The sequence below is a fragment of the Xylanibacter oryzae DSM 17970 genome, assembly GCF_000585355.1.
In the GTDB taxonomy this organism is placed as follows: Bacteria; Bacteroidota; Bacteroidia; order Bacteroidales; family Bacteroidaceae; genus Prevotella; species Prevotella oryzae.
In genome coordinates this window covers 1414274-1428287 of the sequence record NZ_KK073873.1, presented here as the reverse complement: position 1 = coordinate 1428287, position 14014 = coordinate 1414274, and the positions used below count along the sequence as shown (strand labels likewise).

At 39.9% G+C, this 14014-nt stretch carries 10 protein-coding genes; 3 read left to right on the top strand and 7 right to left on the bottom strand.

The annotated features are described in order from the left end of the window. Positions 1 to 33 precede the first annotated feature (33 nt). The 7 genes from XYLOR_RS05915 to XYLOR_RS13955 all read right to left on the bottom strand — a co-directional run bounded on the left by XYLOR_RS05915 (position 34) and on the right by XYLOR_RS13955 (position 12252). Positions 34 to 2226, bottom strand: a complete 2193-nt coding sequence (locus XYLOR_RS05915; protein ID WP_036877770.1) for a glycosyltransferase — start codon at positions 2224 to 2226, stop codon at positions 34 to 36. Next, positions 2223 to 3257 (bottom strand): glycoside hydrolase family 130 protein, encoded by a 1035-nt coding sequence (locus XYLOR_RS05910; protein WP_036877768.1) that lies wholly within the window; start codon positions 3255 to 3257, stop codon positions 2223 to 2225. The genes XYLOR_RS05915 and XYLOR_RS05910 overlap by 4 nt, the downstream gene beginning before the upstream one ends. Continuing rightward, positions 3257 to 3394, bottom strand: a complete 138-nt coding sequence (locus XYLOR_RS13795) for a hypothetical protein (RefSeq protein WP_154655681.1) — start codon at positions 3392 to 3394, stop codon at positions 3257 to 3259. Before XYLOR_RS13795 ends, XYLOR_RS05910 begins: the two co-directional genes overlap by 1 nt. Before the next feature lie 289 nt (positions 3395 to 3683). Next, a complete protein-coding gene (locus XYLOR_RS05905; protein ID WP_154655680.1) occupies positions 3684 to 5930 on the bottom strand; it encodes a hypothetical protein in 2247 nt (748 codons plus the stop codon). A 19-nt stretch (positions 5931 to 5949) separates the two neighbouring features. After that, positions 5950 to 7947: a RagB/SusD family nutrient uptake outer membrane protein gene (locus XYLOR_RS05900; RefSeq protein ID WP_036877765.1), complete on the bottom strand. Its 1998-nt coding sequence runs from the start codon at positions 7945 to 7947 to the stop codon at positions 5950 to 5952. A 19-nt stretch (positions 7948 to 7966) separates the two neighbouring features. Beyond that, positions 7967 to 11239, bottom strand: coding sequence for a SusC/RagA family TonB-linked outer membrane protein (locus XYLOR_RS05895; protein WP_036877763.1), 3273 nt, complete (start codon positions 11237 to 11239; stop codon positions 7967 to 7969). Between the two features lie 398 nt (positions 11240 to 11637). Then, positions 11638 to 12252 (bottom strand): hypothetical protein, encoded by a 615-nt coding sequence (locus tag XYLOR_RS13955; RefSeq protein WP_211242071.1) that lies wholly within the window; start codon positions 12250 to 12252, stop codon positions 11638 to 11640. 342 nt (positions 12253 to 12594) lie between these two features. On the opposite strand from XYLOR_RS13955, the gene XYLOR_RS13595 reads away from it, so the two are divergent. The 3 genes from XYLOR_RS13595 (at position 12595) to XYLOR_RS05875 (ending at position 13491) form a co-directional block, all read left to right on the top strand. Continuing rightward, positions 12595 to 12771, top strand: coding sequence for a DUF3606 domain-containing protein (locus tag XYLOR_RS13595; RefSeq protein WP_084608535.1), 177 nt, complete (start codon positions 12595 to 12597; stop codon positions 12769 to 12771). Between the two features lie 11 nt (positions 12772 to 12782). Next, positions 12783 to 12992, top strand: coding sequence for a hypothetical protein (locus tag XYLOR_RS05880; protein ID WP_036877760.1), 210 nt, complete (start codon positions 12783 to 12785; stop codon positions 12990 to 12992). A gap of 229 nt (positions 12993 to 13221) precedes the next feature. Then, positions 13222 to 13491 (top strand): hypothetical protein, encoded by a 270-nt coding sequence (locus tag XYLOR_RS05875; RefSeq protein ID WP_036877759.1) that lies wholly within the window; start codon positions 13222 to 13224, stop codon positions 13489 to 13491. Positions 13492 to 14014: the final 523 nt, after the last annotated feature.

Genomic DNA, 14014 nt, shown 5'->3' with positions numbered 1-14014 from the left:
GGCATTCTCTATTTTATGAGTGTGGCGGTGAGCTTATGGATTGATAAGCGACAGTCTGGCCATAAGGTAACAAACAGTAGACTCAGCTCCTTGGTTAAGGTTGATGTTGTTCTCTTCAAGACCGTCGTAACAGCCGCCGGTAGCGGGATTATAAATAATCTGATGAAGATGATTGTTGCCCATAAACCAACTGAATGCGTCTTTTTGTTTCTGGATGTATTCTTTGTCGTGGAATATATTATAGAAGGCTGACAGTGCGATCACCGTACCTGCTACGTCAACAGGCTGTTCTCCGTATTCTGTATTTGCTTCTCCTCGGTTCAACCAGTTAATATTAGAGATAACTTTGATCCGACCATTCATGAAGGTCTTCTCTAATAAGAACTCAAACGACTCTTTAGCGATAGATTTGTATCCATCATTTTTCATTACGCTGTATGCGTATAATAAACTTTCAGGCAAAAGGGCATTCTCGTATGTGAGGTATGGCTCAAACCATTTCCAGTTATTATCTGACGCAGATAGATATAAGCCGCTCAACTTGTCTGCTAGCAGATGGATAAAGTCATACACCTCTCGTGACGGCTCTTTCATAAAATATAAACAGAGACCTTTTATAGCGAAGGCTATGCTCCTGGGGGATTGCATCTTTCTAAGGGCAGGGAAGGTAAGACGAAGGGTCTTTTTGGCTTCCTTAATTTCGAATTCGTATAAGGTGTGGGCATTGCAAATGAAATATCCAAGGGCCCATATAGCACGGCCATTGCTGTCTTCTAATAAGACTTCATCATTCTGCGGGGTAAAGTTATAATACATGTCTACATAGTTCTTAAGTGTTCCGTCGTCTTGTAGACAATACTGGATGAATTCTAAATATCGTTTCATGTACATTCCATATTTGGGATGTTCTTCTTGCTTATCTGCCATGCAAAGGGCTATAAGTGCACGGGCATTATCATCGAGGGTATAACCTGATTCTAAATCGGGCTGGTTGCCTTTAGAGAACTGTATAATGCCCAGATGCTGGCTCATGCTAACGATATGATCCAGTTTGATTTCGGGTAATGAATATGTAAGGATGTCGTTTGAACCAATTATCTTCTCGAAGAGTAGGGTATAGGCGATGGCTGTATTCTGCCAAGCTGTGAAGGCTGTCTTCTGCAAACCGGAGATTCTCATCTGGATACGCAACTCTTCGTCTTTCAATAGACTATTAGTAGATTTGGCTAATTGTACTGAATCGTGGAAATTAAAGATGACGCCTGTATTATCGCTCAACAGTTCGGACGCGTGTGGTATCGGGGTGGCAATGATAGGGCATCCGCAACTAAGGGCATAGACGAAGGTGCCGCTTACTGCCTGATTAGGATCGGAGGATGTAAACAGATAAATATCTGTCATCTGAAGATATTCAAGCAGTGTGTTGATGTCAAGATATTCGTTTATGAATTTTACATTGTCGCCTAGGTGGAGCTCTTTCACTTTAGCCTCTAGGCTTTCACGATAGGCTTCGCCGTATTTCTTGACTACCATAGGATGGGTCTCTCCAATGATTAAAAACAGTATTGCCGGATTTTCTTCTATGATAGCCGGCATGGCGTCGAGAGTGGTCTCTATGCTCTTACCTGGACTTAGCAGTCCGAATGTAGAGAGTATCTTACGTCCTGAGAATCCGTAGGTCTTTTTTAATTTTTCCTTATCAATCTGTGATACCAAATGGGTGCCGTGAGGTATGATGTTGATCTTGTCTTTATCAATTTGATACTCGTTTTGCAGTATGGCTGATGAAGCATGGGTCATCACCACGACTGACTGGCAGGCTTCAATTATATCCCGGAGATACTCTCGTGAGTATGCTTCGGGATGGGATAATACGGTATGGAAAACTATAACGATAGGTTTGGTTATAGTCTGGACAAATTTTAGAAATAATTCTTGATTCTCACTGTAAAGGCCGAATTCATGCTGTATACAGATTAAATCTATGTCGGTATCCTGGTTAATCTTTTTTGAGACTACATCAAAATCCTCTTGCTCTGAGGTGTTTAATATGTACTTTACAGTAGCATCATATGAGTGTTTCTCTATATCAGATTCTACAGCACACACCCGGACTGTATAATCTTTCGTAAACTTCTTATTAATAGCTTGTATCAAGTCGTACGAAAAAGTTGCAATGCCACATACACGTGGCGGATAGGTGGTAATACATAATACATGTTTCATTTTCTATAATTTAATAATTCATCAATTAATTCTCTGACAGGGACGGATGCACATGCGATGCTTTTATCTGCCGCTCCATAGTATATATATAGTCTATCCTCCCATATTATAGCGCCTGTGGGGAAACATACGTGATTGACTATACCTTGTGTCTCATAGTCTTTCTGGGGCTTTAACAGTGGATATGGCAATCGTGCTATTTCGATAGAGGGATTATACTTATTGAGTAAGGCTGCACTGGCAGAATAGACATATCCTTCGGGGGTGTCGTAAACGCTGTGATAGATCATAAGCCATCCTTCATCTACCCGTATTGGTGGGCAGCCTGCACCGATATAGCTTGACTCGAAATCATATTTGGGCGTAAAAAAAACATGACTGCTGAATGCGGAATAATATTTCTCCCAGAAATCCTGTGTGAGGTTCTCAATCTTATCAATGGATACTGACTGAATATCAGGTCTTATACGATGCAGAAAAAAGATTTTTCCATTTACTCTATTAGGAAACATTACTATATCCTTATCCATGAGATAAAGCAGCTTACCTGTCTCTGTGGCTGATTGACGCTGGTTGTATAAACGGAAATACTTATCTGTATGCGGATGTTTGTCTCTAGTAAGCCATTCGACAAATTGAGGATAGGTAACGTGAGAGGTAATGACTCCCAATCGTTTAAAATGTATCAAGTCTTTGGATGTGACTAATGCTCCAACTGCATTATCTCCATCATAGGCTGTGTATGTAATGTAATAGGTATCGTCTAGCTTTACAATTCTAGGATCCTCCATACCATGTCTTTCATATTCAAATTCGGGAGATAGTATGGGTTCCTTTTTACGATAAACGACTTTTAACGGACTCTCTAGTATACAATAACCGATAGACGACATATTGCCTGTCTTTACGGCTCTATAAAACATGTGTATTTTACCTCCTGCAACAATAACGGCAGGATTCATTACGCTCTCATTTTCGAATTCAAGATCAGTTGTCTCTATAATAACGCCTTCTCTTCTTATATTTATCATTATGTTTTGTTTATTATAAGTGTGGCTCTTTCTCCACCATGATCTTTTTCCTTTTGGTATTCACTTTTAACCTTTATCTTGTCTGTCTGAGGTTTTTTCTTCAACTCTTTTCTTTCTTTTCCTTTTTTGTTATTCATAATCTTATGTTTTAAATTGTTAGTTATTCTTTTATCCCAAATTAAGAACTTCCTATTCTGGCAAATATAATCAATATATTCGACAAATATCTACAAATAGTATTTTATTTGTTATAAAAAGTAATGAATTATAACTATAGAGCTTATAAAAACATTATTTAACGGATGTAAATATAAGCAATGCAGTTTAGTAGATAAAGATAATACCCCTCTCGAAAGTTGTTATGCTTTCGGAGGGGTATCTCTTGTTAGTATATTGGATTTAGATTATATTATCCAATGGGTAATATTACTTCCATGTCGTACCTGTGGCCCAGCGCTGGTCTCCAATCTGTTTTGTGAAGATAGGATGTGACTTAACCTTGGATGAATTGTTATAATAGAATCCGTTGATGTCGTAACGGTGCATGTCCTTATAACCATTAGCAGCTTTTGGAGCTGGATTCTTAAACAGGTCTTCGGGTGTAAGTTCATAACCTACGCCATCGTTTTCATTGCCATTGAGGTTGTCGCCAAACTTAATTTGGGTTTCACCATAGCCGTTTGCATTAAGGGCGCCGCTGAGGTAGCCGGCTCCGTTCTGTGAGTCGCTGAATGCGTTGGAGGTGAACAGACCGTCGGTAAGTTTCTTTGTAGACCATGCAGGGACTGTAGTGGCATAGTTGTCGGAGAAATCGTAAGTGATATCTCTTGACTTAATCTTCATGCCACTTATATAGAGGTTCCTGGAATCGTCTGAACCTTTGTTTACTTGTACAAACAGGTTCTTCTTGATTGTAAACTTACTGCCGGAAGGCGGATATTGGGTCTCGATGAGCAGGCGGTCTTTAGAACGTGAACTTACATTGATGAATGTATTGTTCTCGATGTCAATATCCCACGTTGTTCCTACGGGCCAAGCCAGATTGTTGTTCTCGGATACAAAGGCGTGGCGTGGGCAATCAATGAATGAATTGTTAGTGATGGACAGGTGTTGGAAGAAATTGGAGTTCTTATTACTGCCCGGACCGGCAAACCATGAATAGCCTCGGCCGTTGACATCGTATACACCGCAGTCGTAAAAGACACATCCGTCTAGAGTAAGTTTCTCTATTATTTCACGGTTAGGACCCTGGAAGCGGATGAAACCACGAACCATACCACTGAATGTACAGTTCTTGATGCTAAGTTCGCTTAATGAGAACGACAAGCCTTGTGATGACATATTCATAAAGTAGTTTTGTGTGACAGTAACAAGGCTGTTACCATCTGTTCCGTTCTTATCCATATAGTTGAAGTACTTGTGGACAGAAAAGTCGATATTATTGAACTTCATAGCCTGGAGGGTGAGCATAACACCATTCTCGGCACTGCTCTTGGCATTACGGCCAAGCATAAAGTTGCAGGCGTTACCTTGGATGCCGGCTTCAGTGGTGGTTCCTACTCCGAGATATACGGTGGCTCTTCCTTTGCCAGAGGCAAGGTCGGCAGGATTGGTCTCAAGAGTAAATCCTTTAGTAAGTTCTACACTAGTCTGCATATAGTATGTCTTGCCTCCTTCCAGATAGAAGATCTGGCCCTCTGCCATAGAGTTGTCGCCCATATAGTTGACAAGGACGGTATCTATGCGTGTAGCCTGCAGGCCGGTAGCAAATGACTGTGCAAGAATTGTATCGTTAGGGTCTACTTTGGCTGGTATTATTATAGGTTTACCGGGCTCTCCCTGCATACGTACCATAATCTTATTGTATTGGCGGTCGAAGTAACGTTTTACGTTGTTATTCTGACCGGTTACGATGTAGGCGGCGTTAGAGGTGAGACCGTTGAAATCTACATATCCGTTGGCAAAATCTGCATCAGTCATCTTATGCGATTTTCCAGGGAAGTCGGGATTATCTGCTGATGGCTCAACTCTGATTTCATCGAACACCCATTTGTCGTTTGATACTTGGGCACCCGCTTCGATAAAATCTTTGTAGGTGTTTTCGTATCCACTCTCGGCTGTCTGGTTGAAGTATACGCGCATTGTCTCTTTGGTTACATCCTGAACCCAGAATACGTTTGGTACGTCGTAACGTTCGCCTGTGGTGATGGTAACATAGTCGTTCTGGTGTGAGCCATCGCCATAACCGTACCATTTGGAGTTGTAGGCATCGCCTTTTGGTGAAATAGCCTGTATAGCATAACTGTAACCTGTAGAATACTGTATGTCGGGATGTAGAATTTCTAGAGTCTCCGGATTGACTATTGTATCAAGTACGCAGTTCTTATCCCAGTCGGTACCTTGTATTTTGGATTTTATGCGATAGCCAGTGGCGCCATTTACGCCATACCAATAAAGCATAATATCGTTGACATGGGTGCTACCGCAATCGGGGATGTTGGAGGCTATATTGCAGGCATAGCGGTCGGAACTGTTGTTGGTGTTTGCCTGCAGTCTGAACATAGGCATGAATAATCGTCCGTCGTCACCGTAACTGTCGGTCTTGTCAGTGCAACCGGAGAATACCATGACCTGTGCCAATAGTGTCATTAAATATATTCTATATTTTTTCATATTGATTCGTTTTTTAGAATTAATATCCATAGTAATTCTTGTATGTGCCATTACTCCTCGATATGGCATCACTCGGAATAGGTAAGATATACCTAACTGGTGGGAGACTATTGAGATTTACACTTGATGAATATTCGGGGATGGATTTAGTCATAAGTGTTCTTTCGTCGTTGATGTATATGTAACCGCGTAAGGAGCATCGACACTGTGCTTTGGCTATACCTGTGTTGTTATCTAACCAGTCGAACCAAACAGCAGTCTTCCATGCATCGCTTCCTGTTGTGGATGGCATGTATTTGCCATTAAGACCGAAATTCTCCCATAAGTTGTCGATTGTGAGTGTATCACTTTCGTACTTGAAGAACTTCAATACCGGGAGTACTTTATTGGGGTAGCTTCCGTCACCCGGGTTTGGAACAATCTTATAGAATACATCGGTAGGATACTTGTCGTATTCGTCATCAATATCGTATGTGTAATCGCGACTACCAAAACCGTAGTATTTCCAGAATGTCTTGTATATCACCTGGCTATAGAGATTCCAACGAACAAGGTCTTTCCAACGTAGGTTTTCTCCTCCGAACTCCCATGCGCGCTCATCAAATATTAGTTTGAAAAATGAGTCTTTAGAACCGGCTCCGTCGACATAGGTATCTACCATCATCGCTTTATTTGTGGCGTTGCGGAAGGCACGTTCGCGTACGGTCTTTAATGCTGACTTAGCTGCAGCGGTTGGACCGTTATTCAATTCGTTGTCTGCCTCGGCGAACATCAGCAATACATCTGCATAGCGCATATATGGGAAATTGATACCTGTATTGCCTGCACTCTGATAACCGAGGGTATGGCTCTCATCCCAGAACTTAGACCACTTATTGCAGTAGTTGTTATAATCATTAAGAATAACAGGTGTACCATCATAATCGTAATACCAATATCCTACAGTATTGCGACGGGTGTCCTGATTGTTGAATGTGAATCGGTAGAAAGCGTTAAGACGAACATTACCATTGGATGTTCCCCATAGGTTAGGGGCTGAGGTGCCACCTGCACTTGAATCATTACCCTTTGGCCCTTGGATATAACCGATATTACCTGAAACATTCTGGGTGAATGGAATCTCAAAGATCGGATCGTCACTGTTTACCACTTTATAATTACATTCTTTGATGAATACATCGTAGTAGTTATTGTTAAGACTATGGGTGCCTGACTTTATGACTGAATCGCAGTAGTTGCGGGCTATACGATAGTAATCCAGATAGTCTTCGGGACGTTTCATAATGCCTGCATCGGTAGTAGACTGGCCCGGACGTAGTGAGTAACCTCCACGATATAGGGCCATACGAGCTATAAGCGACCAGCAGAATTCTTTGGAGCAGCGCTCAACACCTGATGATAGATTGTATGCGCAACTCATATGTGGAGCTATCGTTTTAAGGTCATTTATCAGCGTGGTGAGTATTGTGTCACGGTTTTCTATTGGCATTACCAGACTTTTGGAATCGTATGCGCGTTGCATGCTGAATGGTATATCTCCAAACATTATAACGAGGTCTAGATAACTCATGGCACGTAGGCATTTGGCTTCGCCTATCATTTGCATCATGCTGGAGTCTCCGACCTGATATAAATGACTGTTTTGGGCTGCTGTGATGAAGTTATTGGCACTTTCTACAGCTCCATAAGCGTCATTCCATGTGCTTAGGAGGTTACTGGCATCGGCTTCGCAGTCGAATAGCTTGTATTCATTGTGACTGGTGCTCTTAAGTTCGTTGGTGCTGGTGGTAAATTCAACATCGCTGTTAAGATTGAATGTGGTGAGGTATGCGTTTCCATAGGTGTTACTAGAAGCAATATCTGCATAGACACCATTGAGCAGACGACCGGCCTCATCAAGACTGCCAACAACATCGTTGTCGGTAAACTTGGATGGTGAATCGACATTTAAAAAGTCTGAGCATGATGAGATACTCATCATAGCCAATCCTAAGAATATTATATTTTTCTTTTTCATTATTCTGCAATTTAAATTATTAGAATGTTACATTGACACCAAACAGATAGCTATGGCTACGTGGATAGCGGTTATAATCTACACTTGGTGTGAGGCCACTCTGTATATCAACTTCTGGGTCGTAGCCGCTATAACTTGTAAGGCAGAATATGTTAGAGCCGGTAGCATAAAAACGTAAACGCTCTATTCCCAGTTTCTGCGTGATTTTTTTTGGTAGACTGTAGCCAATAGTTATGTCTTGCAGACGAAGAAATGAACCGTCTTCTACAAAGTATGATGTGGTGTAGCGGGCTGTGATGTCGTTCGGATTCCATAGTGTCTTGCCTGCATTTATCTTTTCGTATGCGTCAAGATATTCAATATGCTGGCTATTGCCTAACAGTGGTTCTCCGAGGTTGTAAAGTGACTGTGTGCCGTCGACGTTTGTTGTGTATACGTCGCCATAATATACCCAGCGCTTGTCATAACTGAACTTGGCAAGGACATTCTTGGGACTTGTCTGACTGGAACCAATGGCTGAAGAGAGATCGTATGCCGTGGCATTGAGCACATCGAAATCAAGCATATAGAAAAAGTTGGCTGTGAAGTCAAAGTTCTTCCATTGGCCTGTTATACCAAATCCGCCTTGCAGACGTGGATTGGTATTGCCTATTATAGTACGGTCGTATTCGTTTACTACACCATCTGGCTTGCCGTCAGGACCACTAAGATCTTTAAACTTGGGGCGTCCGGGATAGGTTCCGTATAGGCTGCTTGTTACAGTTCCGTCTTTAGGTTCATAATTGAAACCTACACGATTGAACTCATCAAAACTGTAAAGTCCATCGTATACATAACCATAGATAAGGCCTATCTCTTTGCCTACTTGCAGACAGAAGTCATTATTGCTTGAACTCCATCTGCCGGATGTGGTCCATAGTTGCTGGTCTTCGCCGTTCAACTTGTCTACACGGGTCTTGTTGAAGCCCATCGTGAAATTAGCACTCAGATTGAAGTCTCTATTTTGCATTATATTACCGTTGACTGTAAGTTCAAAACCTCTATTTGTGACTTGACCTACGTTTTGCATCTGATATGAATATCCTGTAGTAGTAGGTATAAGACTCTTATAAAGCAAGTCGTGGGTGGTATTCCAATATACCTCGGGGGTGATGATGAGGCGGTCATGGAACATTCCGATATCAAATGCCAGATTGCGGGTAACTGTAGTTTCCCACTTTATTTTCGTGTTTGGAAATACAGAACCAGATCCGTTAGTATAGTAAGCTGTACCGTTAACTGTTGATTCTCCCCAACTAGGTCCACCAGTTGAGCTAATAGCATACTGATACCTCCATAAGTCCGGATCAATATTGTTGTTACCAGCCATACCAAGAGCTAAGCGTAGTTTAAGATTGCTTATGTTTTTGATATTCTTCATGAATGGTTCGGATGAAATAACCCATGCACCTGAAATAGAAGGGAAATAACCCCACTGTTTGCCCGGAGCAAATTTAGTGGAACCATCGGCACGGAATGTAGCAGAGAGTAGGTACTTATGCTCGTAGTTGTAATTGGCTTGACCGAAGAAGGACAGCATCCTATTAGGTGTGGATACACTTGAATTTGACTGCCATGCTGTACCTAGACCCATATTATTGAATGCTTGACGAGGACCGGTAGACTGAGGAAAGTACCGAGACGACTGGTAATTGGTTGTTGTCTGATTACTTTGCATCTCATGGCCTAACAGAAATGACAGATTGTGTTTGTCATTTACAGTGAAAAAATAGTTTAGTGTATTTGTCCATGTGTATCGATTAGAACGGGAATTGGTAATCTGGGCAATAGGCATATTGTTGTTTTGAATACCTGTTGATGTGAGATAACCATAATATCGGTTGTTGTCGGAGAACGAACACATCTGGGCTATTTCTGTGGAGAAAGTCATACCTTTCATTATATTCCACTGTAAAGAAGCCTGGTTTGTGAATGTATATGAGTGCTTTAACTGATAATTCTGGTCTATATCATCCTGCGGACTAGAAAGCAACCAGTATTTTTCATCATTATAATTTACAGTTTTGTCTGCACGGTACATATACTCTCTAAGACCATTTGTAGGGCGATATTTTAATACACCTATAAGGCCTCCTGTACCAATGCCGTCTGCTCCTGCACCAAGGTCACGACGATAAGTAAAGCGTGGGTTGAATAGTAGTCTTAATTTAGGGGAAATCTGAACATCTATTTTTGTGTTGAGATTCGTTAGACGTACGCCGGAGTTCTCAATGATACCCTTTTCGTCATGATGGGTGAGAGATGTGTTGAAACGCAACTTCTCACTGCCACCACTTACGGTAATATTATACATTTGGGTAAGTGGAGTTCCACCCATGATTTCATCCTGCCAATCGTGCGTAACGGCTCCTCTATAAAGGTCTAGATCGTTTGGATTGCCAAAGTCATTACGGAACTGATAAATCCTAGAGTTATTCCCGATAGTATAGTCTTGCTGATAACGAACAAATTCGTATGTATCAAGCATATCTACTTTACCTGCAAGTTTTTTGCCTTGAAGGTATGAATTGAAGTCTACTTTTACTTTACCAATCATTGCGGATTTGGTTGTTACTACTACTACACCATTACCTCCCTTTGCACCATATATTGCTGTGAGTGAAGCATCCTTCAATACATCTATAGACTGTATATCTGTGGGTGGGATATCATTGATATTATCTGTCTGAAAACCGTCTACGATAAACAGAGGTTGATTGCTTTGTGTTACTGACGTACCTCCACGCACACGAATATTTATATCTGCACCAGGTGCACCGTCGACAGATGTTACTTGTACGCCAGCTATTTTACCTTGAAGTGCTTCTGCTGCTGAAGCAACAGGAACTGCGGCTAGTTTGGCTCCTGATATGGAACCTACTGATCCTGTTAGGTCTTTACGTGCTTTGCTGGTATAGCCAACAACGACAATTTCGTCAAGACTTCCTTGATCTTCATTTAAGACAATAGTCTTGTTTGTTCCATCGTAAGTGATTTCTTGAGAAACCATACCGATGTAACTAACTGTATACTTTTTGCCTTTTTGGAGTTTAAGCGAAAAATTACCGTCCATATTAGTGACAGTACCATTTCGCGGATTTCCTTTTTCAACAACGGACGCTCCAATAATTGGTTCGTTGCTGGAGTCTGTAACTGTGCCTTTAATAATAGTTTGAGCCTTTACCACAGAGGATAAGAGCAAAAATAATACAATAAGACATAGTTTACACAATGCATTAATTGCGCTTTTCATTACTCAATTTGTTTTAGTTAGTTAATATAAATTATAGGTACATAAATGTAGTAGTCTTTTTTTATAATGTTTTTTATGCCTCAAATATTTGGAGGTCAGTAGATTATGTAAGTTTTAAACGTTTGTTGTTCTAAAATTAGCCTTTAAGGTTTTGCTAATATAGCTTATTTTTTTTACATATAAGGCTTTTGTTTCTTAAAATTAATGTTGTTTTACAGATATTAACGCAATGGGTACTGTTCTAATACATTGGTGTAATAATTCTATATAATCGATAACGACACATGATAAATGAATGATACCACTGCTACTAATTAGTAGCAGTGGTATCTATTGTTAATGTCAACTAATGATTATGGGAACGTCGGCATTATAAGATTTGCATCAATTGATGCGGATCATTGCCCTATGAGGCGAACAATGTTTGTGCAATATGGGTCTTCTTTGGTACCGGGAAGGGGTTTGAAGATATATACCAGCACATGATATTCGCAAGACAGATGGGTAACTGTCTGGGCTTCGCAGAGGAAACGATAGTTAGTGCCTGCAACAACCTGAGTGGCAACTCTCAGTGGAGTGTATTTGACACCTATCAGATGCCCCATAACTTTCGTAAAGATAGCTAGGTCGTCATCTGTCAGTTCTCTGCTGTTGGTCCAGCCACCATATTTAACACCTGAATTTTTTTCTTCTATAGCATCAATCTTTTGGATATCTATAGGCAGGACGTCTTCATAGATGATGACATCAGGCTTGGATGCATGGAAAAAACAGAACTGGATACTTGATTCGCCTTCGGCCATGCATCTGAAAACGAATGTCTTGATACTTTTGGAACCGGGACGAACGGGTTCTTCGGGCTCGGTATGGATGTTAAGGAGGATTATACCACCTGTGATACGACATAGTGCGTAATTCAATCCGGTACTTGCGCACTCTTCACGTTTTTGTTCGAAGATGTCACCTACACATATGGAGTGTTGATGATTTTGATTGGATAATTGATCAGACATGATTTAGATTATTAAATTATATGTTTAATACGGTGTTTCCGTATATATTTGATATATTAAAAGATACGATGATGAATGCAATGTTTTATTAATGTATAATTCTTTTGGCAAATATATGGTTTTTATTCAGTAGTTGTCATACTTTTTCACCTTTTAACTCATTATGGCTTATGTTAGCATTAGCGGGATGAATATTAACACTGATCATCCGTTGTATTAATTCAATAAAATTAAATTTTAGCCAATCATTATTAAAAGAGCGGATGATTATTTGATTAATATTGATTATACTTTTTTTATTTCATATATTCGCAGAGTATCTTAATTTCTAATTTAAATATTATGGATAATTTAAAAATCAAAGAACCTATAGATGGTTCAAAAATTAATATTCATGAAGAATATGAAGTAAATTATTGGTGCCAAAAGTTTAAATGCACGAAGCAAGAACTAAAAAATGCTGTGTATACAGTAGGGGATTCAGTCGTTAAAGTAGAATCTTACTTGTCTCATCAATAAATATATACGTTATGGCAAAGTATTATGTAAATAACAAGCAGCAGTCTAATAGTGGTAATAACCATGAAGTTCATAGAGAGGGATGTTATTTTATGCCGTCTGACAGAACTTCTTTAGGCAATTTTTATTCGGCTCAGTTAGCATTGGATGAAGCTAAAAAAAAATATCCTGATGCTGATGGTTGCATTCATTGCTGTCCTGAAATAAATCATGATAAATAGAATTGTGATACCTTAAAGGCGGAAAGAGATGCGACTGAAAATATAAAAAGGCTTAAACTTTTTTAGTATTATGTTGCGCTTGTTAAAAGAATGAAAAAATGTTGCATTTTTTTGTGCTATTATTAATACATTATTGATATTTTATTATGTTTGTCACGGACAATAATTAATAGAGACTGTAAAATGTATACAGAAACTCTGTATGCTTAATAATCTAATATTATAAATTATGACAAACGTACCTGGCGGTTGGTCTCAATTCCGCAGTCCTACAAAAGACGAAGAGACCTTATTTAAAGAGGTTATGGGAGTTATACTCGGTGTTCGTTACAACCCGATTGTAGTTGCTAGTCAAGTTGTGAATGGAACTAATTATTGTTTCATCTGCCGTGCAATTGTAGTGACTAATCCGCCTTTTGAATACAATGTTATGGTTTATATCTATAAGCCGTTGGAAGCTGGTGGTAAACCTTATTGCACTGATATTAAACGCATATAGAAAAAATATGACGATTTAATGAAATTATTTCTGCAAGCTTGTAATATAACTTGCAGAATTTTGTTGTATAACTCTTATTCCATTCGGTTACTTTTATTTTTTTTCTTTTTATTCTTCTTTCTCTCTTTTACTTTTTTCCTTTCCATCCCACCTTCCTCTTTCCTTTCTTCGTGTTTTCCGTTCTTTTACTTTTCCTCCTTATTTTTCCTTTCGGGTTGTTTTTCTTCTTTCGACTTCTCAAATGTTCTACATTCGGTTAGTTCTTTCACAACTTGAAGTGAACCCAAAAAGTTGTACATTAATGTACAATGACCCATCAGGGGGTCATTGTGGTTGCCTAAGGTATGCAGCATAGCGAAGCGCTTGCGAGGACAGCGCTAGCAATGAGGGTGCGTAAGCTTGCAAACGATAGCGGAGTAGCTTCGCAGCGTGTTTGCGTTTTTTCTTTTGGTTCGGTTTTCTTTTGTACTCACAAAAGACAATGAATAGTATCTTTCAAGGAGGAAAGGAGGTATGGATGGTT